Source organism: Sporosarcina sp. P12(2017), assembly GCF_002743035.1.
Classification (GTDB): domain Bacteria; phylum Bacillota; class Bacilli; order Bacillales_A; family Planococcaceae; genus Sporosarcina; species Sporosarcina ureae.
The window spans coordinates 154416-177879 of the sequence record NZ_PDYL01000008.1; the positions used below are offsets into that span (position 1 = coordinate 154416).

Sequence of the window (23464 nt, forward strand, 5' to 3'; positions counted from 1 at the left end):
GTGTATCCGCTCATACTTCAATGGTTAAACTCTCTAAGTGGATGCCCATCAGCTCCGCTCAAAGCCGACGTGTTTCCGCTCATATTTCAAGGTTAAGCGCTCTATGTAGTTGCGTATCCGCTCAATGCCAACACACATCCGCTCATACTTCAAGCACAACCGCTCAACACCAGCAATCCATCCCCCTAAAAACACACCACATCCATTCATTTCATTGGCAAGCTAAATGGATGTGGTATAATTTAGTTAAATTAGGCAGGAGGGGATTCTGATGATTCATTTTGTACAATTTGAAGAGCAGTATATACCGAAGATGGCCTCGTTATTAGCGGCGAGACATGCAGATGAACGACAGCGTTTTCCGTTTTTGCAGGAACGCTTCGAGGACATTGAACAAGCAGAGGATCGCTTGCGTGAAGAATTGGAAAAACCGTATACAGGGGGACTCGTGACGTTGCGTGACGAAGATGTCATTGGCTATTTATTATACGAATACCGTCAAGATGTTACTCGCGGACGTACGGTGTATGTTGGGTATCCGTCATTTGTCATTCATGAAGATGAGCATCCAAGATTGGCGCGGTTGATGTACACGGAAGCTGGTGCGGAATGGGTTCGCAATGGCTACTTCGAACATGTCATGGATATTCCGGTTGGTAATGATGAATTAATTCTTGAAATGCTGGAGCAGTCGTTTCATTTCGAACAGCGCTTTGCGGCGTTGTCACTTGAACACTATCGTGCACAGCCGGGAGAGAATAGTCTCGTGAAGATGAAGGAACTAGTAGGGGACGAGCAAAAAACACTGCACAAGATGGCGCCTTGGAACAGTTTGCATCAAGCGAAAGCTCCAGCGTGGAAACCGATTACACAAGAAGCGTTGGATGCAGAGCGCGATGTATTTGCGGCGTATGAAGGAAAAGAAGGTACGCGTAGCTGGGTCGCTGAGCAAGATGAAGTACCTGTAGCTTTTCATTTATTTACACCGGCAGATGCACGGCATGCGATGACGACGCCGGATGAGTCGGCAGTGCTTGTACAGGCGACGACGAATATTGAGTTGCGTGGACAAGGTATCGGCAAGTCGATTGCGAACCACAGTTTCACGCAAATGAAAAATGCGGGCTATAAATATGTTATGACGGATTGGTTGACAGCGAATCATTTGGCATCGTATTTCTGGCCGAAGCTCGGATTCCGTTCGTACATAATTCGCATGGCGCGTACAGTGGATGCACGAATCTCATGGGCGGACGGACAATGACGGGCGTGAAGTTCGTCACATCGTGGAGTGGCGGCAAGGATTCTGCGCTTGCAGCGTATCGCGCAATCCGAGAAGGAAATACGCCGGCGATGCTATGGACGATGTTTGATAAAGATGAGCCGCATTCCAAGTCACATGCATTACCACTGGAGATTGTTCAAGCGCAGGCGAAGCAGATGGACGTTCCGCTGATGATCCGAAAAGCAGACTGGGCTGGCTATGAAGTGCAATTCATAGATGCTATGCGCGTTGCTAAAGCACATGGTATTCATAAAGCAGTGTTTGGCGACATCGATTTAGAAGATCATTTGCTGTGGGTACAGTCGATGTGTGCCAAGGTCGGTATGGAAACGTATCATCCACTTTGGGAAGAACCAAGACGTAAGCTACTCGAAGAATTCATTGCAGAAGATTTTGAAGCCTATGTGATCGTGGTCAATACAAAGATGATGCCAGCGAAATTTCTCGGCAGACGTTTCACGATTGAATTGATGAATGAACTCGAAGCACTCGGCATCGATAGCTGTGGGGAGTCAGGGGAATTCCATACTGTCGTCGTCGATGGACCGATTTTCAAGGAACGTATTCCTGTGAAAATGAGTGAAACTATTGAAAAAGATGGCTATGTATTTTTGAAGTGCGAGATTGAACAAGAAACTTCCACAGATTGAGAGATCATCTGTGGAAGTTTCTTGTTTACTGAATAAAAGTAGAAAGAGGAGTGGATGTATGATGAACATTAAGAAAATAATTACAGAAGCAGATCTTCAAAAGTCTTTTGACATACGAAAAGCGGTATTCGTCCAAGAACAACAGGTGCCGGAAGAGGACGAGTTTGATGAATTTGATGTATTGAATGAATTATGTGAACATATTTTAGTGGAACATGAAGGACAAGTGATCGCATCAGGTAGATTGAGAGTAGTAGATGGGGTCGGAAAGTTAGAACGTATTTGTGTGCTAGCCTCTCATCGAGGTTTAGGTGTTGGAAAGGTAATTGTTGAAGGTTTAGAAGATGTCGCGAAGGAGAAGGAAATCGCTTCGTTGAAATTGCATGGACAGACACATGCGGAAGAGTTTTATCGTAAACTTGGATACGAAACTACATCTGATATCTTTATGGAAGATGGCATACCGCATATTGTAATGGAGAAAGAGTTGGCTATGTAGTGTGAAATTAGACTAGTTCAGTAAAGAAATGCCCCTAAAGTTAGAAGTTTAAATCTCACTTTAGGGGCACGGTTTATTCTTTGTTTATCCACTTTGTAAGAAAGTCTGAATCCTACATAGCTTACTTACGTAATTGGATTTCAATAATAATTTTTCCTTCATCGCCTACTATACTGTGTGTTGTGTCAACGTTCCATATTGCTTTGGATTACATAGATCGTGCTTAATTCAACCAGTTTTTCGCTTGCTGTGCGACTTCCTGTGTCAGGCTGTGTCCGTTCACCCAAGCTGTTGTAACATTCGCGCCTCTTTCTTTGAAGAGATTAATGACTCGCTTGCTTTCTGATTCTGGCACAATCGGATCACCTTCTCCTAGTGATAGGAATACTTCTACATCGCTGAAATCTTGTTTTTCTTCTAAACTTGCAGGATACAGTGGTGCGAATAATGCTGCTTTTTTGAACGTTTCTGGTTGCTTGAGCATCATTTGAATGGCAATGTTCGAGCCGTTTGAGAATCCGACCAGCACCGTATCTTCCATTTTGAAATCATACTCTTTTGCTTTTTTTTCAATAAACTCATACAGTTCATTGCCGCGAAACTCAAGATCTTCCCAGTCGTACTGACCTTCACCGTGACGTTTGAAGAATCTATTCATTCCATTTTCCTGCACATTACCTCTAATGCCTAACACGTTATATTCGGGATTAAGTAGTTCGGCAAGGGAGACTAAGTCTGTTTCTGTACCACCTGTGCCGTGGAGTAATACGAATACCGGTGCACCTTTTTTCTTTTCGTTGTAAATATATTTCAATACATGACAACTCCTCTGATTATTTAACGGGCCGTTCAACCGTAAAGAGCTTGCCTATTTCAGCATAATCATTACCAGCAAGTCTGCTTACAGCGTGCAATTTCAACGGGTCAATATAGCCGTTATGATAAATCGTTTCATCAATATGATAGTGTTGTACTTTCAGCAGTAAAACGTCTGTAGTTGCGATATTATCCTCATTGTAAATGACCAATGAATCGTATAATTCTGTTTCAAATCTTATTTTGGTTTCATTTACTCCAGGAACTTGGATAGCTTTTGAGTCTACTGTTGTAAAACTCGATATATCCAGCTCGCTTTCGTCCGGTCCTAGCGGTGCGGAAGTTGCATTTGCTGCTTCTACGTTATCCGTGTCAACGACTTGCACTACGGCTTCTTTATTCTCGTAAATATTTCTCGCCGTATCTTTCGGTTTTCCATCTACCCGCTGCACTGCGATGGACAGCATAGGAGGGTCATACGTGACGATGTTGAAGTAGCTAAATGGCGCAATATTAATAACACCTGAATTAGACTTCGTGGAGACCAATGCGATCGGTCTTGGGATAACGGAACCAATCAGAAATTTCTTCTTTTCTTTTGCCGTCAGATCTTGCGGAGAGAAATGAAGTATTTTATTCATATACTATACCTCCAATTTCGGCAGCAAAGTTTCGTATTCCTGTCTTTTGTGTTCATATTGCTCCGGTAATTTCAGCATGGAACCAAGTGATTTCATATCTTCATCTATATCGAATCCCGGACCTTCTGTCGCGAACTCGAATACGACATGTCCTTTTTCTCTAGTATAGATCGAGTTGAAGTAATTTCTGTCTTTTACTACAGTGACACCAAATTTAGCATCTGTAAGTGCATCCTGCCATTCTTTCAATGAATCCTTATGCGGTACGGACCACGCGATGTGGTGGACCGTTCCAATACCGAATCTACCAGCAGGCTGTGGAGGAGTAGCCGTAATAATATGGTGCTTTTCCTTGCCTACTGTTTCAAAGTGGTGATTCTGATCATCTATATCTAGTTCATTTAAACTCATAAGATCTGTCAGTAGATCATTTGTGCCTTGTTGATTTCCGGACCATAACACCGCTCCGTGGAAATCAACTATGTCATAATGATCTGCAGCTATTTCGCCTTCAACAATCGCCAGCTCGAGTCCATGAACATCATCGAACTCCAGCGTCTCTTTACCGAAAAGCTGAGTCATTTCAATGGGAACATTTCGAGCAGTTAAATGCTCTTGCCAATACCCCATGCTCCCTTTAGATACTCTGAAAGCAATTCGTCCGACCTGACCACTGCCTTTTCTGCCGTAATTATTATTGGTCCAAGGGAAGAATGTAATGACCGTACCAGGAGTTTCATTATGATCTCCGAAATACAAGTGATAAACACCTGGATCATCAAAGTTTACCGTTTGTTTAATTAGACGGAGTCCCAAAACATCTCTATAAAATTTCAGGTTTTCATTGGGATCTCCCACAATAGCGGTTATATGGTGGATTTTTTTAATTGCTTCCATTTATAAAACTCCTTTTAAAACTGTTATGACCGTGTTGTATCAAACGGACGAATTTGTGATTCAATATATTCACGTTTCGGCTCAAGGAATGGGGGAAGTGATAAGTCTTCACCTAAAGTTTCGTATGGCTCATCCGTCATGAAACCGGGGCCGTCTGTAGATAGCTCGATAAGAATATGACCGACACGTGTATAAAGTGCTTCAAAGTAAAAGCGGTCTACGTGACCGGAATGTTGCATTCCCATATCATTGTATTTGGCTTCCCAGTTTTTAATCGCTTCATGGTCCTTCACTCTAAACGACACGTGATGCACCTGGCCGTAGCCTTGATGGCTTTGTGTTGTATCATCATTTCGTAAAATAACTTGTCCGCCGTTGCCACCTTCACCTACATCAAAGAGTGTCACGTTCTCTTCTTCAATAATTGGTTTCATACCATACACATCAGTTAGCATTTTCTTAAAATCTTCGAAATAGCTAACTGTAATTTCAATCGGCCCTAAACCATAAATCGCGTATTCTTCAGGTACTGGTCCGTTTTTCCAAGGTGTACCTGGTGCAACGCCTTCATTATTTTCATCAGAGAACAGTTGATATTTCTGTCCGTCAGCTTCTTGGAAAGGTAGTACTTTTTTGCCGAAAAGCTCTTGAATGCCGTCGTTTTCTACATCAAACTCCTTGAAGCGATCTAGATAATATTCAAGTGCTGCATCGGTAGGTACGCGCAGTCCTGTTCTGGAAATCGAGTTCGTTCCCGGCGTTCCTTTTGGGTTGTTCGGGAAGTCGAAGAATGTCATGTCAGTCCCTGGTGACCCGATATCATCCGCGAAAAATGTGTGATACGTATGGATATCATCCTGGTTTACCGTTTTCTTCACCAATCGCATGCCAAGTACGTTTGTGAAAAAATCATAGTTTCTCATAGCGTTATCTGTCATTGCGGTAACGTGGTGAATTCCTAGTAATTCGTTTGTCATGTAATAAAACCCCTTTGTAATTTATAATTAATTGATATGTTACTAATTCGAGATATTCGATAAAAAACTAGAGTAAACATTACATATTTTGTGCATGTAAACCTAATTTTTTTAACTGTGCAATTAGTTGTTCTTTTTCTTGTATATCTAGTCCACTAAAAATTTCTTTTATTGCTTTCTTGTGTGGGGGAAAGATCTCATTCATCAGTTCCGTCCCATCTGTTGTAATAGACGCATATGTTACACGTCGATCTTTTGGACAAGGTTTTCTTTTTATTAAGTTTTTCTTTTCTAGTTTATCTACAACGTATGTGATGCTACTACTCGCAATCAATATTTGCTCGCCGATTTTTTGTATCGGTTGATCACCTTTACTATAAATTAACTCTAAAACAGCAAACTCTGTTGGATTTAATCCTGAGCGTTTGATATCTTCTTCCGCGCGTACTTTAATGGATTGCAAAGCTCGAGTTAAAACTATAAATGCCTTTAGTGACAAATCTTCTTCATAAATTTCTCTATTTTGATTGTCCATGACGTTCTCCTTTTATCTCGAATTCAAGGTAATCATATACTATACACCATACGATGTCAACCCATTCGTTGTTTGCGTCAGGGACGTTATGACGTATACAGCATGTTATTACGTTGCGTGAAGAGGAGGCTAACTGTACTACATAATTAGCCAACCATACACTACCGCCTAGTAGTAGACTTCGATACATAGTAGTTTCAAAGTGCTGAATCATTCTGGAAATTAAGGACAAAATAACTCGCATCATGATAAACAAGGATAGGCAGATCAAATAGTGTTGAGAGTAAGAATTATTTTACTTCAATCACAACTGCTATACTCATGACTATAACAACGGATAAAGGAGTAATGTACTTTATGAAAAAGTTTATAAATGCAAATATATATGGGGACGCAGAATCCCATGAGTTTTTAGTAGAGAATGGTCAGTTTAAAGCAATAGGTAATGATCTAGGCAACACAGATGAAGTGATTGATTTACAAGGTCGTTTAGTATTACCGCCTTATGTGGACCCTCATCTACACTTGGATTATATCTTTTCGGGGTTAGGCGAAGGAAATGCAAATGTATCCGGGACGTTATTTGAAGGCATCTAGCGGTGGAGTGATAATAAGAAATCATTGACTGAAGAAATGGTGCGTGAACGTGCGATAAAAAGAATTCAAAAAGAAGTGAGTAAAGGGGTTCAATTCATTCGTACGCATGTCGACATTACAGATCCAAATTTAACGGGCATGAAAGCGTTAGTAACATTGCGTGAAGAATTGAAAGATCTCGTTACATTACAACTCGTAGCCTTTCCTCAAGAAGGGTTCTTTAGATATGAAGGGGCAGAGCGTTTAATGGAAGAAGCACTTGAAATGGGTGCGGACGTAGTAGGGGGAATTCCTCACTTTGAAATTTCCTATGAACATGGTGTGGAATCATTGCGACGTATTGTCGACATGGCCATCAAGCACAATGTGATGATTGATATTCACTGTGATGAAAACGATGATCCAAATAGTCGATTCTTAGAAGTGTTAAACGCGCTCGTTATGGAAAAAGACTATGGTATATATACAACGGCCAGTCATACATGTAGCTTCGGTTCAGTCGATAATAGCTATGCCAATAAAATGTTAGGTTTATTTAAAGAATCACAAATCAACTTTATTTCTTGTCCAGGGGAGGATTTTTTATAATTTATATAAGTGATTTGAAATTCTTATACTGAAAATGTATGTGTAAACTGAATCAACCGATGAAGGGGGAGTGGTTTGAACCCGTTGATCTGCACTCACCGGCTGTAGCGAAGATCAACTAGCCAACTACAGAGAAGCCTCTTCCATAAACGCATCCGATTATTTAGCACTTGCCCTTTTCATTTCAACTCTAATAAGTAATATAGTGAAAAATCCTAACACCGAAAAAACTAAAGTAGCACCCGTAATTGTCCAATTCACTTCTCCATTTTTGAGAAAGCTCACAAGTAAAATCCCTGACAAAACACCAGCAACAAGCATAAAATAACCTTTCAAATCCAGGAACTTCAACTGTTTACTATTTTGAATTATCTTTTCCATCAAATCCTCATGACTCCTTTATAATTCATCGATAGTGATATCAAACAGATCACTTAATTCAATTATCACTTCGATGCTGGGATAATTTTCACTAGTTTCCCATTTTGAAACTGACTTACCTTCCTAAAGAATGCGTAAGACGATTTTCGTATAGTCTTTAAAGTCGTTAATATGCTTTTCTAAAATGGCTTCCAAAATCTCTAAGTCTATTGATTGATAATCATGTACCGCAATATTTCGAAAACCTACCATATTCATCAGTGTGCCGGCTAATGATTCATCAATAATAGTAGCTTCTTGCAACATCTTAAATGCATCACGACTTGCTTTTGGTATACCTAACTTCTTTTCACTAATGATGTGCATAGCCAAATCGATACTAGCTTCACATGCACGCTGAATATTTAAAATAATGCTATCTTGCTTAGTGAAATCCTTTAGATTATCTACATTCTGATCATATACTTCATGAACACGATTCACACAACGTTCGATGGTTGTCACTTTATTTAAAATCACATCATTCATCGCCGAACACACTCCCTCTTTCCTGAATGCTTTGTAATACATCTGCTCGTTGCTGGTTAAGATTAATGTACATACTAAAAGCCTTCATTCGCTGTTTTAAAAATTCATTTTCATCACGACAAGAAAGTAACTTACCGGTTGAAAAAATTTGCATAGCAAATACTGTATCTACCTCACGAATATTGACTAAATCGACTTCCCTTTTAGCAACTTGTGCTAGTTCACCCGCTAGTATAAAACGTTCATATGATGAAAGTAATTCAACTGCATAATAACCCAAATCAATATCACTGTCTTCTCTAGCAGTGCCTTTTGCATAAGATCCAAATAATAAAATAAATGACGAATTTACTCGATCATTAAGAATGTCTACGAGTTCTTTTTTTATTTCTTCAGATAGCATGACACCCACCACTTTCGTCTGTTTTATCTATTATAAAAGGAGTAACCAAAAATGGCTACTCCTCCCTCATCCCCACTCGTTTCTTATATAACGCTTTGCCATTAACGGACCCGATTGCAGTATATACCTAAGAGGGTTAATCCAAAATTTTACTTACCTGATAACCTTGGTGTCCTCCAAACTGGAATAAAAAATTTAATATTTATAAATCCTACAATCCCAGTCCCGTATATCATTACGATTAAGGTATTTATACCTCTTTCGGAAGGCAACATACCATATAAAAAGTAAGAGAAGACAAACAACAAATCCAGCCAAATAACTTTTTTTGACCCAAACTTTTCATTAAAATAATCCCATGACCCTATGAATGTTATGACTACTCCGATTAGAAACGGGAAACTCCACCATACTTTTGGATACCAATCAGGCATTGAACCAAGCTCAGCCATATCTACATTCATGTAACCCAAAAAGCCAATTAACATAAGAACTCGACCAAAAACAGCTGCCAATTGCATTTTTATATCTTTTTGACTTCGTTCAATTCGAGTTTCTACGTTTTTTTTGTTCCTCTATATATTTCTCTAGTGAAGTTAATTCTTTAATATCACTATCAAACAAGTGACCCAATTTTATCAGATTATCCATTGACGGTTCTGATTGATTTGTTTCCCATTTTGATACTGCCTGCCTACTTACTCCTAACTGTTCGGCTACATATTCTTGCGATAATTTTAAGTTTTTTCTTTTATTGCTAATATTAGAACCTAACGACATAATGCAACACTCCTTTTCCAATATGATTATTGTAATACTATTGGTTTTACAGGTTGCACACCACCAACCAAAGAGCAACTATTGGTTGCAACTGCTTGATTTAACGCATTTATTCAATAAAATGACCCTATTGTTGTATGAGTACATGTGCAATATATATTCCGTTGCTTGGAGTGTAGGTGCCGACTCCGAGAGGATCAGCGTGCGCCTTGAGACCCTGGACAGGTGCCTTAATTTCTGCAAAGTACACAGAAATACGGCCAAGCCCTCCGGAAAGCGGGGCACCGTTGTGAATCAGATGAGTAGCATAACTATGTCGCAATTGATGAGGGTGTATGGATTTATTAATGCCTGAGCATTTCGATACACGCTTGAGGGTATAACGCAGTGTATCGATGCTCATACGTTTCTTCGGATTCCGCTCGGTGACGAATAGGCAGGGGTCCTGATTGTCTCGTATCACTTGGAACTGTTGCAGTTTTCCCTGTTTCTCGATAATCTCAAAACGTTTCGTATTCATACTAGGACCCTCCTTTATATGAGTCTTACTATACAGTGTACTGTTTGATTATTCAAAAAGTCGTTGATTTTCACGTAAGTAGTGCATTTCTCCAGAAGGAAATTAATTCAAAAAACTTTGAAACTATTTCTGTAATTCTACGTCTGTACGGCATACTACTAGATTATAGAGAGGATGAAGTCGAATGAAGAATAAAATCATAGCGGTACTAGGTGCGATTTTGCTAGTATACGGTTTTCCTTTATCAAGCGCAGCTGCAGGCAATTCAGGATTTCCGGACGTTCCCGCTACGAAGCATTTCGCGGAAGCAGTGAATGACTTGGCGTCACGTAATATAATTGGAGGCTATCCAGACGGAACATTCCGTCCGAGCGAATCGATTACGAGAGGGCAGGCGGCTGCCATTATCGTGAAATTAACGAAACTTGAGACTACGAACATAAAAGATCCGAAATTCAAAGACGTTTCGACTGCAAATGGTTACTATAAAGCGATTGCGGCATTAGCACAAAAAGGTGTCATCAACGGCTATGGTGACGGGCGATTCGGACCGAACGATTCTATTACACGTGCGCAAATGGCTTCGATCATTATCAAAGCGTTCGAATTGCCGCTATATCGTGATCCGGATTATGGTTTTAAAGACGTTGTGCATAAAAACGGCCACAGAGATGGAATATATAGTTTGTATCAACTCGGGCTGACAACAGGTACGTCTCCAACGACATTCAGTCCGAATGCTTCGATTACAAGAGGTCAAGCAGCAAAACTACTGAAAGCAGCGGAAGATGTGAAGCCGGGGATTCTAACGATGCATGCGAAAGATTTTAAATGGAAGAGATTCAACGATGTCAGCAAAACGAACTCGGATGTATTCGATGTCGTGGCAGACAGTGAAATACCGAGTCAAGTCAATTTGAAGACGATGATTCATATTGTGCCGAAGAAAGAAGGAACGGCTACACTGACATTTTCAGGAGCACCTTCATCCGATACATCCGATAAAAATTATAGAAAATACTATGTACATGTCAAAAAAGTGAAGGGTGCATGGGATATTTCATTGGAAGAGACAACTGATATCTATTCGACACCAGCAGAACTGTGGATGCATTATGAAAGAAGAGAAAACAACGAAGCGTTCATAGATGCAGAGTCAATTTCTTTATCTACAGAGGATGGGGAACTGGTTGAGGAACATGTGAAATTTGAGCGATGCGAAAATGATACGCTTCAATATTGTCATGTGATCTATTTTGATCAGCCAGGGAAATTCATTGCGACGGTTAAGTATGTGGACGGCAAGGAAATGCGTTATTACGTTACGTCTACTGAGCATAAAGATCAATTTTATTATTACACGCACATAACACCGATCAAGCCGAACGAAGTGTTACAGATTTGGGATGGCGCTCTTCTTGGCAAGCATGTGCTGCCTAAGGGAAGTGAGGAAATTGCGACCGTGACGCGAGATCCGGGGACGAATGTGTTCCGTATTACGCCAAAGAAAACAGGAGAATTCTTTGTGGACTTCCCGGATAGTAAGGTAGCACCAGGTAGTCATAGGATTTACTACGGTATTACGGTCCGAGTGAGTAAATTAGGGCCTTATCTGCATGTGTATGCGGCTGTTAGTGAAGAAGATGATATGGTGTTTGATTAAATGGATAGGTAGTAGGATAGCAGGCATGCGTCGCGTGTCTGCTTTTTGGTGTAAATAAATAAAATGTCTCCAGCATGATCGTCATATGCTACACTACAGTCAACAACAAGCTCTGACTCAAACTACGGGAGGGCATGCAGATGAATGTAATTGAGATGAAGCAAGTGACGAAAACTTTTGGTAAGCATCAGGCGTTAGATGGACTGGATTTAACAGTGAAGAACGGTGAAGTGTTTGGCTTCATCGGGCCGAATGGGGCAGGGAAGTCGACGGCGATTCGGGTTTTGCTCGGCATGCTTCGTGCTACGAACGGAACGGCGACGATTTTTGGCAAGGATGTATGGCGAGACGCGGTGGACATTCATCGACGAATTGCGTATGTGCCGGGAGACGTGAATTTGTGGCCGCAGCTGACGGGCGGCGAAGTGATTGATTTATTCGCGAGTTTGCAAGGGAATGTCCATGAACAAAAGCGTGAAGAGTTACTTGCGCGTTTTCAGTTGGATCCGACAAAGAAGTGCCGAACGTATTCGAAAGGGAATCGACAAAAAGTTGCTTTAGTGGCGGCGTTTGCTTCCGATGCGGAATTATTTCTGCTAGATGAACCGACGTCTGGACTCGATCCTTTAATGGAAAAAGTGTTTCAGCAATGTGTGGCAGAAGTGAAAGCGGAGGGGAAGACGGTGTTGCTGTCGAGCCATATTTTATCCGAAGTCGAGAAGCTATGCGATCGCGTGGGCATCATCCGGCAAGGGCGTCTGATCGAGTGCGGTACGTTGAATGAACTACGGCATTTGACACGGATGCAGCTGACAGTGGAGACGAGAACTCCGATTGAGTCGCTCGCTTCGTGGCAAGGTGTGCATGATGTAGTACCGACAGAAGATGGCTGGACATTTTATGCGGATGCAGAGGAAATGGAAGCGATTATGCACAAGCTAAGCGCGCACGGTATACGAAAGATCGAAAGTGCTCCGCCTACGCTTGAGGATCTATTCATGCGGCATTATGAAGAAGCCGTGGAAGGTAGGGACGTGTGATGAAGGGGGCCCCATTTGCAGGTGTTCTTCGTCTATCCCGATTCATGATCCGGCAAGATCGCATGCGTTATATGTGGTGGCTAGTGGGAATCACGGCCATGACGCTTATCGTACCGCCTGCTTTTAATGAATTATATCCGACCGAGCAAGATCGTAATCTACTGGCGGAAACGATGAAAAATCCCGCGATGGAGGCAATGGTAGGTCCTGGAAATCTGGCGAATTACACGCTGGGCGCCATGGTTTCCCATCAGATGCTGTTGATGACCGCCATCGCAGTCGCCATTATGAATATTTTATTGATGGTGCGCCATACGCGGGCAGAGGAAGAGGAAGGGCAGGCGGAATTACTGCGTTCGTTGCCGATTGCCCGGCATTCACAACTGACGGCTTCGATACTTACGCTGTTCGGTGTCAACTTGTTACTGGCGTTGCTAATCGGCGTGGGTCTGTATAGTCTTTCATTCGACAGCATGGGGGTGTCTGGATCAGTTATTTACGGTGCGTCGCTTGGTGCGGTCGGCTTATTTTTTGCAGGAGTGACAGCAGTTTGCTCGCAACTCTCGGAAAGTTCGCGGGGGGCAGTCGGTCTGTCGTTTACCGTGATGATCGGCTGTTATGTATTACGGTCAGTTACCGAGTGGATTCCACCGTTTGGCTGGCTTACGCAAGTTCAGCCGTACAGCGACAATAACTGGTTGCCGGTAGGGGGATTAGTCATCACAAGTCTTGTATGGTTTGCGTTAGCTATCATTCTGCAGGGCAAACGCGATATTGGTTCAGGCTTTCTTCCGTCCAGAAGCGGTCGTGCACATGCTTCCATTCTGTTGCGTCATCCGATTGGACTCGCGTGGCGACTACAAAGAACCGCGTTCATTTCATGGTCGATTGGCATGCTAGTACTCGGGTTGTCTTACGGTTCCGTTCTCGGAGATTTGGATTCGTTTTTTCAAGATAATGACATGCTCGCTTCCATGATTGTAGCGGATGAAAATAGTCCATTGACTGCGCAGTTTTTACCGATGCTAATGGCGGTACTTGCATTTATCAGTACGATTCCCGCATTACTTTCCATTCATAAAGTAGTCGGCGAGGAGCGGAAATCGCGTGTAGATAATATACTAGGGCGCGCTGTATCAAGAAATAAGCTACTAGTTTCCTATTTGGTGTTGGCGTTGTGCACTGGATTTCTGATGCTGAGCTTCTCGGCACTCGGTTTATGGTTAGCCGGCACCACATCGATGGAAGATCCCTTCACGTTCTTCACCGTATGGCAAGCTAGTATCGTTCATTTTCCAGCGGTGGTCGTGATGATGGCGATTAGCACGTGTTTGATTGGGATCGCACAAAAAGCGACGGGTTTCATTTGGCTCTATTTATTTTACGGATTCCTTACGCTGTATTTAGGCGGCTTGTTCCAGTTTCCTGAATGGATGGAAAAGCTTTCGCCATTCGGCTTTGTTTCCAAGTTGCCAATTGAGGACATGAACTGGCTGCATGCGGGAGGATTGGTGGCAGTGGCTATTGTTTTGCTTCTCTTCGGTATCAATCGATTTACTAATCGAGATATAGAAGGATAGGGATTTATCTTCTAATCATGAAATTTACTTCCAATTTCGCCTAATTCAGCACAAATCGATAAAAGTACTAGTTTTATCGAAAGGAATATATGTAAATGATTACCTGAAATAACAATTAATGCTACTGTGAGTGAAGTTTGGTTGGATTTTCAGGAGGTTGTCATGAGTATAAATCAAGAAACAAAAATAGTTAACGCAGACCCTTCTGCAATAGGACTGTTTGGTTTAGCAATGGTAACACTCGTCGCGTCGTCACAAAAACTTGGCATCACGACAGATGTTTCATTTGTTATCCCTTGGGCAATACTTCTCGGTGGTTTCGCTCAATTATTTGCTTGCGTGATTGATACGAAACGCAATAACACATTCGGTGCTACCGCATTCGGTGCATTCCCTCAGCAATTGGCGGCCTACTCAGAAATGATTATTTCATTGCTATCGTTCTACGGAGCAGGGGCAGCGGTTCTGAACGAACATTTCGGCAGGGAATTCATACCGGTCGGAAAGCCATTTGGCATCTTCAAGAAGTCGGATGAAGCGAAGGCAACATCTGTACGTCCTGTGAAAACAGGTGAAAACTTTAAAGTGAAAAACACGTTTAGTTAATTTAAAACCAACCAGACACGAGTAAATCAGTACATGATCTATACAAAAAGCATCTACGTTTACGCAGATGCTTTTTTTGTGTATTTCATATATTAAACAGTTTCTTTACTATTATTTTGTTTAACTAGTAAACCGCCTTCGCCTTTTAGATAGTTAATCATACCTTCCGCCGCACGGTAAGCAAATGCACCAATTGTTTCAGTTGGATTGGATTAACTGATTTGATGCTTTTCCTTAATTAAATGAAAGTGTCTATGTTTTCAGGCAATTTATTGGTAATATGATAGTAGAAAGATTTTTAAATCTACTAACTAACGGAGGAGTGGGAGAGTATGAAGAATACGTTACGAGTTCTACTATGGACAGCATTCGCGTTGGTTCTATCGCTTGTTTTTGCAAATTTCAATGAAGCTTCAGCAAAAGAGTTCAAGGATGTATCGAAAAAGCATCCGAACTACACCGCGATTCAAGAAATGCAGAAAGCGGGTTATATCAATGGTTATCCTGACGGAACATTCCGTCCAGGTGAACCGGTCAGTCGTCAGCACGTAGCGTCTTTACTCGATCAAGTGTTGAAGTTTCCGCAGCCGCCTACCGATAAATTGGTCTTTGCTGATGTGCCGAAGAACCATATGTATTATAAGCCGATCATGAAGTTATACAACAAGGGGATCATCAGTGGAGGACTGGATAAGAAATTTAATCCGAATGCATCCATCACAAGAATCCAGATGGCGAAGATGCTGGATTTGGCGTTTGAGTTCCATATGAAGGAACCAGCACAGTTTGAAGATCTCAGTTTCTTGCATTGGGGATACGTACACGCTAGTGCGTTGTATTCTAATGGTGTAACGAAAGGAGATCACGGAAAGTTCCTCCCGAATCAGTCCGTTACACGTGCGCATTATGCAGAGTTTTTGTATCGTGCGATGAAAGTGGGTAAAACTCCTTCTGGCAGTGTGGTCAGCAAAGAAAAAGCGGTCGATTTGACTATGCGTTTACCTATTGTGATTGAAGGGATTCGTATTCAAGGAAAAATAGATAATCAATCATACAGTCAACTTCGCTCAAAGCAGTTGCCCTACGCTACACAAGCGTTTGTGGATGGCTTGCTGAAAGAAGATTACCCGAGCGTTTGCACACATTGTGATTCGTTTTTATTCCCTGGTTTAACAATCGAACCTTCCATGCGGTTCGACTATACACAACCAGATGCCAACACACTTCACGTCCATACCGTTTCATTTAGTAATCTTTTAATAGGTGGCGGCTTTGTTGATTATGTGTTTAAGAAAGAATCGGGTAGTTGGAAGATGGATAATTTTTCTGGTGCAGCAGTCGGGAAAAAGAATTTTGAGCTGACAAGACAAGAGGCAGAGCGTGTAGTGAAATTGAATTATCCTAACTCTACAAAAGTTCGAATCTCTTACGTGTCACAAACTAAAGAAACAGGGGAAGATCCTGTTACGAAAGAGAAGTATTCATTTACGCAATACAAATTTAGTGTAGACTCTGAAAATGGCCGTGAGACGGTTCGTGTAAATTCAGACGATGGTTATGCTTACTAGTAAACAATGATAATATGATCCACACTAGCGTTCTGCCGTTTTGGCAGAGCGCTTTTATGAGCGGTTGAAGATGGGGATAGAGCGGATACACGAATGCATAGAGCGGTAGTGGGGCGTGATTGAGCGGTAACACGACTACATAGAGCGAATACGTAGTCTCATAGAGCGCTTCGCGGTATTTAATGAGCGGATAATGAAATAGAATCTCTTACATACACGAAAAAAGCGTCTCACTTTTTAAAGTGGGACGCTTTTTTGCAACCATTCTTACAAGTATACTCGAACCGCATCCACTAAACTATAGCCACCTAGGAAAATCGCGATCAAGATGACGATAGCTCCAATGACATTGAGTAAAGTTGAGTTGCGCTGATCTCCGAGTAATTGTTTATTATTCATAATCATAAATAGGTAAATCGCTACAATTGGAAGCAGAATTCCATTCAGCGCCTGTGCTGCTAGCAATACATCAAGTGGACTGAAACCAATTGCCGATGTGATAATACCAATGATAATAACACCGGAGAATACCATTTTGAACTTTTTATTCTTCATTCCGCCTTCCCATTTTAACACACTGCTAATTGCGACTGCTGCGCCAAGGGGACTTGCGATAGCGGATGAGAAACCTGCGGCAAAGATACCGATTGCGATAAACACTTTCGCCCATGAACCGAATAATGGCTCTAATTGGATAGAAAGGTCGGCTACACTCGTTACTTCCATGCCCATCATAGTAGATGCAGCGGTGATTAAAACTGCAGCAGTTATTAACCCACCGATACAAATCGAGATGATTGTATCCCACCTTGCTTCCTTCAAGTCACTCACTTGCGTCCAGCGTTCCTGAACCATGGAGGAGTGGATGAAGAAATTATACGGGACGACCGTTGTTCCGACCAATGCGATAATCATAATGATCGAACCGGTCGGTATGCTTGGGATAAACGCTCCCGCAAATACCGCACCAATATCAGGTTTTACGACAATCATTGTCGTAATGAACGTCACACTCATAACGATGACGAGGAAAATCATTAATTTTTCGATTAACTTATAACTGCCCGACAATCCTAAGAATAGAATCGCTACACCGATGAAAGGGCTTACAATATGTGCTGGAATATTCGTCAATGTAGAGATACCAAGGGACGTTCCCATCAAATCACCCGAAATATAGGCAGCACAGCCGACGCCAATAGATATAATGACGAGCCATATGGAAGCGAATTTCAGTAAGGGTTGTTTGAATTGGTCGTGTATCGCTTCGCCCAAGCTCTTTTTCGAAACCACACCAAGTCGTGCGGACATTTCCTGAAGAACGATTGTTGCGATAATAGAGAAGACTACTGCCCATATAATGGCGTAACCAAATCCAGCACCTGCACGAGTGGCGGTAGTGACAGTACCCGGACCTATGAAAGAAGCAGTAATAATGGCTCCTGGTCCCATCGATTTTAACTTTGAAAGTAACCCATTTTTCTTAACTTGCTGTGTAGCGGGTACGTTAGCAACCATTTTCTTTTCCTCCCCTAGCTTTCCTCACCTAATTAAGAGAGGAAAAGAAAGGTCACTTTTCCTCGAGTGAGTTATAAATTGTTTGTTTGGAAACACCTAATAAATCCGCAATACGATCAGCCGATCCTTGAATTAGAAAGATCCCTTTACTTTCCAGCTGACGCACAAAGGTAATACGGTCTTTACGTTTCAAGTTTTCGACATCGATCCCAAGCTCCACTATCGTGCTTTTCGTGATGTTATCGAACACTTCATCGATATGGGTCGCATACGTTTCATTGAAATGCTGCCCATCATAGTTTGAATCAGGTCGGATCATTTCTTCGAGTACTTGGTGCAGACGATTGATTTCCGTGATATCCAAATTGATACCAAGGAAACCAATCACTTTGCCGTCCATGTCTCTAATGAATACAATGGAAGTCTTAATAATCTTTCCACGCATCGTATTCGTGATGATGCCATTCAGATCTTGAATATTCTCATGTTTCTTCTTCAATTCCTTCAAAATAACTTCCGTAGTAGGGGCACCAACAGATCGGCCCGTAACATCACCTTTTAAATAAATTAAAGAGGACTCTACTTTCGTCACATCATGAATGACCACTTCGCAATTCACATTGAACACACTGTAGATAGCGTCAGCCATTCGTATATAAGAATCGAAAATCAATTTATTGTGTTTCATAACCTTTAACACTCCTCAGATTAAATACTCTTCCTTATTTTCCTATACCAAGAAGGAAAAATCGACTGTTTTCGATCGAAGTGTCTAGTAATCTGGGAAGTAGTAGCTTACTTTTCTTCTTTTTGCTGATTGTAAAGGATATTTCCTGCTAGTGCATATAGGATCAAAGTAGAAGCAAAATGAGCAGAAAACTGATTAGGATCTTGTTGTGGATAAATTTCCACGAAGTCCATACCGATTACGCCGAGTTTACAAATCTCATGTACTAATGTTAGTAATTCATAAGAAGTTAAGCCGTTTCCATCTACTGGACCGCCTGGATTGAATGCGAAATCCAAAACATCACTACAAATCGTCAAGTAGACGCAATCTACGTCTTTTGAAGCTTGTGCATAGATTTCCTTAGCCATCTCTTTCAAATCTTTATGACCACGGATTTCATTGATCGTAATTGTTACTGCGCCAGCGGCTTTCGCATTGCGACCGCTCTCGGGTTTATTACGAGGTCCGTGGATACCTGTATGAATAATGCTTTCGTTGCGCACACCTTCTTGTTCATACAAACGAGCAAATGGGCTGCAGCGGGCGAATTGGTCACCATTGTGAGATGGGAGGTTGTCATAGTGAGCATCCATATGAATGATTCCCACCTTTTTATCTTGCTCTGCAATCGCTTTCACGACAGGATACGTAATGCCATGATCGCCGCCAAGGCCGATGACGAACTTGCCTGACTTCCATAATTCCGAAGTGAAATTGGTGATTCGCTTCATTGTTTCGTCTACATCAGAAGGCACGATGTCGACATCTCCCATATCACCTAGTGTGATGTGCTCGAAAATATCCATGTCGTTGATTTCAGGAAGGTAACCCGAGTAGCGTGAAGAACATAAGCGCATTACTTTTGGACCAAGTTCGCAGCCTGTATAATCGCCCCACGTAACCGCACCTTCCCAAGGAATTCCGTATATTATTACGTCTACATCTGAAAAATCTTTTGTTGCTGATATATTTTTAGCCCCTAACATACAAGGAGTATTGCCGTAGATCATCTCTGTCATATTAATTACCACCTTTAATTTTTTTAAAGAACTTTTACTAATAGTAAATCAACATTTACTAATTGTCAAACAGTTTTAAATAAATTAAACAAGATGGGTTTGGTATGTGTGATTTTGAAAAAAGTTTGAAGTGGTATGAGCGGGTAACAAGGTATATAGAGCGGATACCGAGGTGAATAGAGCGATTAGCGGTCGGGATAGAGTGGATAGCGAGGTAGATAGAGCGGTTAGCCGTCGTCATAGAGCGGATACCGAGGTGGATAGAGCGGATGCACGAATTTTTAGGCAACCGCGCCATTAAGTATATTTCAACACAAAAAAACGTCCCACTTTGTAAAGTGGAACGCTTTTTCATATTGTTTACGATGCATCTGCATCCGGTACCAGTCGTTTTTCTGTTTTCATGACAATGAAAATACTCGCTTCATATAAAGCAATCATTGGAATGAGGATGATCAACTGACTTAAGAAATCAGGAGGCGTGATCAATGCGGACACTACACCGAGCGTCACGTATGACCACTTTCTCACTTTTTTCATCGTTTCGGATGTCAGAATACCGATAGCAGACAGGAATAGTGCGACGATCGGAAGCTCAAACAGCAAACCAATCGGCATCGTTGTCATTAATAAGAAACGTGCATATTCCTTTGCTGTAATCATTACATCGAAATTCATCTTACCGAGCTTCACTAAGAAGTTATAGCTCAGTGGATTGACTACGTAATAACCGAACGCGAGACCTCCGACGAACAGGAGCAGAATCGCAGGGGAGTAGAGGCTTAAAAAGCGTCCTTCTTTCTGCGTCAGACCTGGTTTGACGAACTGCCAGAGGAAATGACAGACGAACGGAACAGATAAACCAAACGCCATTGCGGCAGAAATCGTCGTATAGAATGAAATAACTTCAAGCGGACTCAGGACGATCAGTGTATAGCCCCGTGTAACGTAGGGGAACCACAGATTGATCGTACTGAAGACAGCAATGAAGAAAATGAAGAACACGACGACGCTTTTAATAAGCTGTTTCCGAAGGTCCGTGAGATGTTCGATTAATGCAGGATCTGCATCAGCCTTTTCATCTTTTGGTTCTTCTGGCGGTGGCATTCTGGGTTCTTCCGGTTGTGGTTCAGGTTTCAATTTTTCAGGTACAGCTTGTTGGTCAGTGGAAGAAGTCTCCGCAGAGTGATCGGGTAGCGCAGCTTCTTCATCTTTTGCTTTTTTGTCTAACGGGCTTGAGTTTTTCCGGTTTTGATCACTGTACGGATCCATCTTGTCACCTACTTACTTAATATCTTTTTTGTCAGTTTCAATTGTCTTAGAAGGCGTAACAGTTGTCTTTTCTTTCTCTTCATCATCGCCCATAATATCTTTTGTAGCTTTTTTGAACTCTGCCAAAGTTTTACCGACTGCTGAGCCGACTTCAGGCAATTTACGAGGTCCGAAAAGAATCAAGATAATTACAAGGATAATAATGAGTCCAGGTACACCGATTGCTGCTATATTCATCATACATCCATCCTTTCCTACTTAGTTTAGACGAGTAATCTACTTCGTTTACAGTATTTCTGAATGCCTTCCGTAGTACGGTAGGCACGTGCACCGACTGTTGCAGTAGGGTTGTATCCACTATTATGAGTGAATTTGCCCGCACTCACAACAAATAAGTTTTGCACATTAAATGAAGTTTAGACCACTATAGTCGAAATTATCCCCAGTGAAATCATTAATTGTCATGCCGGGAGACTGGGCGGCTATGATGTATTCATTGGAGTATAATAAATCCTTCGACCTATCAATAAACATAATCGAAACTTGTCGAAAGGGTAACAATCTTTTCATGCTACCAAACTTCCTACGATAGGTCAAATGTCATTTCCATAAAAAGTATAATTGTGAAAAAATGATGAATACAAAGCCTTTCATTACGACAAAAAACCTTACATAAGACATTACTAAAAATAACACCTTAGTATTTTCAATATTAAGAAAATAAATATATACGAATCATTTGAAACTTGGTAGAATATTAATAACAAGTAACCAACAGCCGACAAAATAACTCACTGAGGAGGAAAGATTATGAACAAGACGAGTCGGATTTTCGTTTGGACTGTATTGATCGTTATGTTTTCATTTGTATCATTTGGTTCCCCGCAAGCAGCAACAAAAGAATTCAAGGATGTGTCGAAGAATCACCCGAACTATGAAGCAATCCACTATTTACAGGATAAAGGCTTCATAGCTGGCTATACAGACGGCACATTCCGACCGCAAGATATGATTTCACGTAAACACGTGGCGAAGTTACTAGATCAGGCGCTGAAGTTACCAAAAGGAAGCAGTACCGTCACGTACCACGATGTACCGAAGAGTCACCCTTACTATGCCTCCATCATGAAATTGACCGCAGCTGGTATTTTCAGTGGCGGGTCAGATGGCTACTTTAATCCGGAAGCACCGATCACACGCATTCAGATGGCAAAAGTTCTCGATATCGCATTCGATCTGCATATGACTAAGCACGACGCATTCTATGATGTCTATAAGGATCATTGGGGCTATACACATGCGAATGCATTGTTCGCGAGTGGAATTGCGAAAGGGTATCAAGGTGAATTCTTCCCGAATGAAGCCGTAACTCGCGCACACTATGCACAATTCCTGTACGGTGCGATTCTCGTGAAAAATGCTCGTCCTGCTACTGGTCAAGTGACGAAAGGAAAAGCGTGGGATCTCGTCAACCGATTGCCTTTCCAACTGGAGAAGGTCATGAGGGAAGGCCAGATATACGGTCAATCCTATGCAGACATTGAGCCTTCCTTGCGCATGTATGCGACGAAATCATTTACGGGAAATGGTTTGCCGGCTTATTATGACAAGGCGTGCACAGAGTGTTATGCATCTGTCTTCCCGTTCATCCGTTTTGAGCCATACGTGCGGTTTGATTTCAATCAGCCGGATGCGAACACGCTTAACGTCAACACAGTTGAATTCCAAAACGGCTTCTCTGTCGGAGGCTTTGTAGCTTATCAATTCAAAATGCAAGACGGCAAATGGAAAATGAATGCTCTCGACTTCACACCAGTCGGCACGAAAAACTTCCAGCTGACGATCAAAGAAGCGGCGAAAGTCATTAAAGAAGAATATCTGTCATATGGCAATAAAAACCCAGTTGTTAAACACGTCACAACATCCCAACAAGTCGAGCTGGATCCCGTGACGGATGCGAAGTACACATTCGATCAGTACACATTCAATGTAGAAACGGAATACGGCCGTATGAAAGTGAGATTCAATTCGTCTGATGGGTATACCATTCAATAAATCACAAGAGGTTGGGACAGAACAGAAAAAACGTAAGGGGGAATGAGTCCTTTACGCTTTTTTTCTGTTCTTATCAGTAAAAATTTTTTAGAGTATCAGAGTGTACCGGAACGGAGAAAGGCCGACTCCTGAGGGATCAGCGTGCGTCTTGAGACCCTGGACGGAGCAAAGCGAAGGAAGCGGCTCAAGCCACCATAGCTGTCAACTTAAGAATTCACAGTAAATTTATAACCCGCATCCCATGCACTATACATGGTTTACTAGCTTGATTAAAAGGGTAAGATCTTTGTAAGCACGCTAAATAAACGACGCTCTC

The 23464-nt window shown here is 41.8% G+C and carries 27 protein-coding genes and 1 pseudogene; 11 read left to right on the plus strand and 17 right to left on the minus strand.

The window, feature by feature from the left end; translation table 11 throughout:
* Positions 1 to 271 precede the first annotated feature (271 nt).
* The 3 genes from CSV80_RS08525 (at position 272) to CSV80_RS08535 (ending at position 2434) form a co-directional block, all read left to right on the plus strand.
* Positions 272 to 1264 carry a GNAT family N-acetyltransferase gene (locus CSV80_RS08525; RefSeq protein ID WP_233201552.1) on the plus strand — a complete coding sequence of 331 codons (993 nt, stop codon included), beginning with the start codon at positions 272 to 274 and terminating at the stop codon, positions 1262 to 1264.
* On the plus strand, positions 1261 to 1935 hold the full coding sequence (locus CSV80_RS08530; RefSeq protein ID WP_099670475.1) for a Dph6-related ATP pyrophosphatase: 675 nt from the start codon (positions 1261 to 1263) through the stop codon (positions 1933 to 1935). The genes CSV80_RS08525 and CSV80_RS08530 overlap by 4 nt, the downstream gene beginning before the upstream one ends.
* A gap of 61 nt (positions 1936 to 1996) precedes the next feature.
* The gene (locus CSV80_RS08535; RefSeq protein ID WP_099670507.1) at positions 1997 to 2434 is read left to right on the plus strand and encodes a GNAT family N-acetyltransferase; all 438 of its coding nucleotides are present in this window, start codon (positions 1997 to 1999) and stop codon (positions 2432 to 2434) included.
* 223 nt (positions 2435 to 2657) lie between these two features.
* On the opposite strand, the gene CSV80_RS08540 is transcribed toward CSV80_RS08535, so the two are convergent.
* The 5 genes from CSV80_RS08540 to CSV80_RS08560 form a co-directional block, all read right to left on the minus strand.
* Complete coding sequence (locus CSV80_RS08540; protein WP_099670476.1) at positions 2658 to 3248, minus strand: alpha/beta hydrolase; 591 nt, start codon at positions 3246 to 3248, stop codon at positions 2658 to 2660.
* A gap of 19 nt (positions 3249 to 3267) precedes the next feature.
* On the minus strand, positions 3268 to 3891 hold the full coding sequence (locus CSV80_RS08545) for a flavin reductase family protein (RefSeq protein WP_099670477.1): 624 nt from the start codon (positions 3889 to 3891) through the stop codon (positions 3268 to 3270).
* A 3-nt stretch (positions 3892 to 3894) separates the two neighbouring features.
* Positions 3895 to 4788: a VOC family protein gene (locus CSV80_RS08550; RefSeq protein WP_099670478.1), complete on the minus strand. Its 894-nt coding sequence runs from the start codon at positions 4786 to 4788 to the stop codon at positions 3895 to 3897.
* Positions 4789 to 4811: 23 nt separating this feature from the next.
* The gene (locus tag CSV80_RS08555; protein WP_099670479.1) at positions 4812 to 5765 is read right to left on the minus strand and encodes a ring-cleaving dioxygenase; all 954 of its coding nucleotides are present in this window, start codon (positions 5763 to 5765) and stop codon (positions 4812 to 4814) included.
* Positions 5766 to 5844: 79 nt separating this feature from the next.
* Positions 5845 to 6300 carry a MarR family winged helix-turn-helix transcriptional regulator gene (locus CSV80_RS08560; RefSeq protein WP_099670480.1) on the minus strand — a complete coding sequence of 152 codons (456 nt, stop codon included), beginning with the start codon at positions 6298 to 6300 and terminating at the stop codon, positions 5845 to 5847.
* 357 nt (positions 6301 to 6657) lie between these two features.
* On the opposite strand from CSV80_RS08560, the gene CSV80_RS17640 reads away from it, so the two are divergent.
* The gene (locus tag CSV80_RS17640; protein WP_199083952.1) at positions 6658 to 6897 is read left to right on the plus strand and encodes a hypothetical protein; all 240 of its coding nucleotides are present in this window, start codon (positions 6658 to 6660) and stop codon (positions 6895 to 6897) included.
* Between the two features lie 24 nt (positions 6898 to 6921).
* Complete coding sequence (locus tag CSV80_RS08565; RefSeq protein WP_199083953.1) at positions 6922 to 7485, plus strand: amidohydrolase family protein; 564 nt, start codon at positions 6922 to 6924, stop codon at positions 7483 to 7485.
* Positions 7486 to 7806: 321 nt separating this feature from the next.
* On the opposite strand, the pseudogene CSV80_RS18160 reads toward CSV80_RS08565, so the two are convergent.
* From CSV80_RS18160 to CSV80_RS18165, 6 genes and pseudogenes are all read right to left on the minus strand, one after another.
* Positions 7807 to 7983 (minus strand): annotated as a pseudogene (locus CSV80_RS18160) (helix-turn-helix domain-containing protein); the annotation flags it as partial.
* Positions 7984 to 7989: 6 nt separating this feature from the next.
* The gene (gene hepT, locus CSV80_RS08580; RefSeq protein ID WP_099670482.1) at positions 7990 to 8394 is read right to left on the minus strand and encodes a type VII toxin-antitoxin system HepT family RNase toxin; all 405 of its coding nucleotides are present in this window, start codon (positions 8392 to 8394) and stop codon (positions 7990 to 7992) included.
* Entirely contained in the window at positions 8387 to 8797 is a 411-nt protein-coding gene (gene mntA / locus CSV80_RS08585) for a type VII toxin-antitoxin system MntA family adenylyltransferase antitoxin (RefSeq protein ID WP_099670483.1), read from the minus strand. The genes hepT and mntA overlap by 8 nt, the downstream gene beginning before the upstream one ends.
* A gap of 149 nt (positions 8798 to 8946) precedes the next feature.
* Positions 8947 to 9318 (minus strand): hypothetical protein, encoded by a 372-nt coding sequence (locus CSV80_RS17800; RefSeq protein WP_099670484.1) that lies wholly within the window; start codon positions 9316 to 9318, stop codon positions 8947 to 8949.
* Positions 9319 to 9340: 22 nt separating this feature from the next.
* Complete coding sequence (locus CSV80_RS17805) at positions 9341 to 9577, minus strand: helix-turn-helix domain-containing protein (protein ID WP_099670485.1); 237 nt, start codon at positions 9575 to 9577, stop codon at positions 9341 to 9343.
* 127 nt (positions 9578 to 9704) lie between these two features.
* Positions 9705 to 10097 (minus strand): tyrosine-type recombinase/integrase, encoded by a 393-nt coding sequence (locus tag CSV80_RS18165; RefSeq protein WP_099670486.1) that lies wholly within the window; start codon positions 10095 to 10097, stop codon positions 9705 to 9707.
* 184 nt (positions 10098 to 10281) lie between these two features.
* Here CSV80_RS18165 and CSV80_RS08605 point away from each other — a divergent pair, with 184 nt between their 5' ends.
* The 5 genes from CSV80_RS08605 (at position 10282) to CSV80_RS08625 (ending at position 16554) form a co-directional block, all read left to right on the plus strand.
* Positions 10282 to 11760 carry an S-layer homology domain-containing protein gene (locus CSV80_RS08605; RefSeq protein WP_099670487.1) on the plus strand — a complete coding sequence of 493 codons (1479 nt, stop codon included), beginning with the start codon at positions 10282 to 10284 and terminating at the stop codon, positions 11758 to 11760.
* Between the two features lie 140 nt (positions 11761 to 11900).
* Entirely contained in the window at positions 11901 to 12800 is a 900-nt protein-coding gene (locus tag CSV80_RS08610) for an ABC transporter ATP-binding protein (RefSeq protein WP_099670488.1), read from the plus strand.
* Positions 12800 to 14380, plus strand: coding sequence for an ABC transporter permease (locus tag CSV80_RS08615; RefSeq protein ID WP_099670489.1), 1581 nt, complete (start codon positions 12800 to 12802; stop codon positions 14378 to 14380). The genes CSV80_RS08610 and CSV80_RS08615 overlap by 1 nt, the downstream gene beginning before the upstream one ends.
* Positions 14381 to 14542: 162 nt before the next feature.
* Entirely contained in the window at positions 14543 to 14986 is a 444-nt protein-coding gene (locus CSV80_RS08620) for an acetate uptake transporter family protein (protein WP_099670490.1), read from the plus strand.
* Between the two features lie 332 nt (positions 14987 to 15318).
* Positions 15319 to 16554, plus strand: coding sequence for an S-layer homology domain-containing protein (locus CSV80_RS08625; RefSeq protein WP_099670491.1), 1236 nt, complete (start codon positions 15319 to 15321; stop codon positions 16552 to 16554).
* Positions 16555 to 16821: 267 nt separating this feature from the next.
* On the opposite strand, the gene CSV80_RS08630 is transcribed toward CSV80_RS08625, so the two are convergent.
* The 6 genes from CSV80_RS08630 to CSV80_RS17505 all read right to left on the minus strand — a co-directional run bounded on the left by CSV80_RS08630 (position 16822) and on the right by CSV80_RS17505 (position 21497).
* Positions 16822 to 18072: an Nramp family divalent metal transporter gene (locus CSV80_RS08630; RefSeq protein ID WP_099670492.1), complete on the minus strand. Its 1251-nt coding sequence runs from the start codon at positions 18070 to 18072 to the stop codon at positions 16822 to 16824.
* A 52-nt stretch (positions 18073 to 18124) separates the two neighbouring features.
* A complete protein-coding gene (locus tag CSV80_RS08635; protein WP_099670493.1) occupies positions 18125 to 18760 on the minus strand; it encodes a helix-turn-helix transcriptional regulator in 636 nt (211 codons plus the stop codon).
* A 107-nt stretch (positions 18761 to 18867) separates the two neighbouring features.
* Complete coding sequence (locus tag CSV80_RS08640) at positions 18868 to 19821, minus strand: agmatinase family protein (RefSeq protein WP_099670494.1); 954 nt, start codon at positions 19819 to 19821, stop codon at positions 18868 to 18870.
* A gap of 360 nt (positions 19822 to 20181) precedes the next feature.
* Positions 20182 to 21093, minus strand: coding sequence for a twin-arginine translocase subunit TatC (gene tatC / locus CSV80_RS08645; RefSeq protein ID WP_099670495.1), 912 nt, complete (start codon positions 21091 to 21093; stop codon positions 20182 to 20184).
* A gap of 12 nt (positions 21094 to 21105) precedes the next feature.
* Positions 21106 to 21333, minus strand: coding sequence for a twin-arginine translocase TatA/TatE family subunit (tatA, locus tag CSV80_RS08650; protein ID WP_029054819.1), 228 nt, complete (start codon positions 21331 to 21333; stop codon positions 21106 to 21108).
* A gap of 23 nt (positions 21334 to 21356) precedes the next feature.
* On the minus strand, positions 21357 to 21497 hold the full coding sequence (locus tag CSV80_RS17505) for a hypothetical protein (RefSeq protein WP_158231981.1): 141 nt from the start codon (positions 21495 to 21497) through the stop codon (positions 21357 to 21359).
* Positions 21498 to 21903: 406 nt separating this feature from the next.
* Here CSV80_RS17505 and CSV80_RS08655 point away from each other — a divergent pair, with 406 nt between their 5' ends.
* Positions 21904 to 23148 carry an S-layer homology domain-containing protein gene (locus CSV80_RS08655; RefSeq protein ID WP_099670496.1) on the plus strand — a complete coding sequence of 415 codons (1245 nt, stop codon included), beginning with the start codon at positions 21904 to 21906 and terminating at the stop codon, positions 23146 to 23148.
* Positions 23149 to 23464: the final 316 nt, after the last annotated feature.

Excerpts from the sequence above, each read along its gene's own strand:
- tatC (WP_099670495.1), bottom strand. The coding sequence starts at position 21,093 with ATGGATCCGTACAGTGATCAAAACCGGAAAAACTCAAGCCCGTTAGAC.
- CSV80_RS17800 (WP_099670484.1), bottom strand. The coding sequence starts at position 9,318 with ATGCAATTGGCAGCTGTTTTTGGTCGAGTTCTTATGTTAATTGGCTTT.
- CSV80_RS08530 (WP_099670475.1), top strand. The coding sequence starts at position 1,261 with ATGACGGGCGTGAAGTTCGTCACATCGTGGAGTGGCGGCAAGGATTCT.
- CSV80_RS08535 (WP_099670507.1), top strand. The coding sequence starts at position 1,997 with ATGAACATTAAGAAAATAATTACAGAAGCAGATCTTCAAAAGTCTTTT.
- CSV80_RS08555 (WP_099670479.1), bottom strand. The coding sequence starts at position 5,765 with ATGACAAACGAATTACTAGGAATTCACCACGTTACCGCAATGACAGAT.
- CSV80_RS08545 (WP_099670477.1), bottom strand. The coding sequence starts at position 3,891 with ATGAATAAAATACTTCATTTCTCTCCGCAAGATCTGACGGCAAAAGAA.
- CSV80_RS08620 (WP_099670490.1), top strand. The coding sequence starts at position 14,543 with ATGAGTATAAATCAAGAAACAAAAATAGTTAACGCAGACCCTTCTGCA.
- CSV80_RS08640 (WP_099670494.1), bottom strand. The coding sequence starts at position 19,821 with ATGACAGAGATGATCTACGGCAATACTCCTTGTATGTTAGGGGCTAAA.
- CSV80_RS08630 (WP_099670492.1), bottom strand. The coding sequence starts at position 18,072 with ATGGTTGCTAACGTACCCGCTACACAGCAAGTTAAGAAAAATGGGTTA.
- CSV80_RS08610 (WP_099670488.1), top strand. The coding sequence starts at position 11,901 with ATGAATGTAATTGAGATGAAGCAAGTGACGAAAACTTTTGGTAAGCAT.
- CSV80_RS08615 (WP_099670489.1), top strand. The coding sequence starts at position 12,800 with ATGAAGGGGGCCCCATTTGCAGGTGTTCTTCGTCTATCCCGATTCATG.
- CSV80_RS18165 (WP_099670486.1), bottom strand. The coding sequence starts at position 10,097 with ATGAATACGAAACGTTTTGAGATTATCGAGAAACAGGGAAAACTGCAA.
- mntA (WP_099670483.1), bottom strand. The coding sequence starts at position 8,797 with ATGCTATCTGAAGAAATAAAAAAAGAACTCGTAGACATTCTTAATGAT.
- hepT (WP_099670482.1), bottom strand. The coding sequence starts at position 8,394 with ATGAATGATGTGATTTTAAATAAAGTGACAACCATCGAACGTTGTGTG.
- tatA (WP_029054819.1), bottom strand. The coding sequence starts at position 21,333 with ATGATGAATATAGCAGCAATCGGTGTACCTGGACTCATTATTATCCTT.
- CSV80_RS08625 (WP_099670491.1), top strand. The coding sequence starts at position 15,319 with ATGAAGAATACGTTACGAGTTCTACTATGGACAGCATTCGCGTTGGTT.
- CSV80_RS08605 (WP_099670487.1), top strand. The coding sequence starts at position 10,282 with ATGAAGAATAAAATCATAGCGGTACTAGGTGCGATTTTGCTAGTATAC.
- CSV80_RS08655 (WP_099670496.1), top strand. The coding sequence starts at position 21,904 with ATGAACAAGACGAGTCGGATTTTCGTTTGGACTGTATTGATCGTTATG.
- CSV80_RS08635 (WP_099670493.1), bottom strand. The coding sequence starts at position 18,760 with ATGAAACACAATAAATTGATTTTCGATTCTTATATACGAATGGCTGAC.
- CSV80_RS08560 (WP_099670480.1), bottom strand. The coding sequence starts at position 6,300 with ATGGACAATCAAAATAGAGAAATTTATGAAGAAGATTTGTCACTAAAG.
- CSV80_RS17640 (WP_199083952.1), top strand. The coding sequence starts at position 6,658 with ATGAAAAAGTTTATAAATGCAAATATATATGGGGACGCAGAATCCCAT.
- CSV80_RS08525 (WP_233201552.1), top strand. The coding sequence starts at position 272 with ATGATTCATTTTGTACAATTTGAAGAGCAGTATATACCGAAGATGGCC.
- CSV80_RS08550 (WP_099670478.1), bottom strand. The coding sequence starts at position 4,788 with ATGGAAGCAATTAAAAAAATCCACCATATAACCGCTATTGTGGGAGAT.
- CSV80_RS17805 (WP_099670485.1), bottom strand. The coding sequence starts at position 9,577 with ATGTCGTTAGGTTCTAATATTAGCAATAAAAGAAAAAACTTAAAATTA.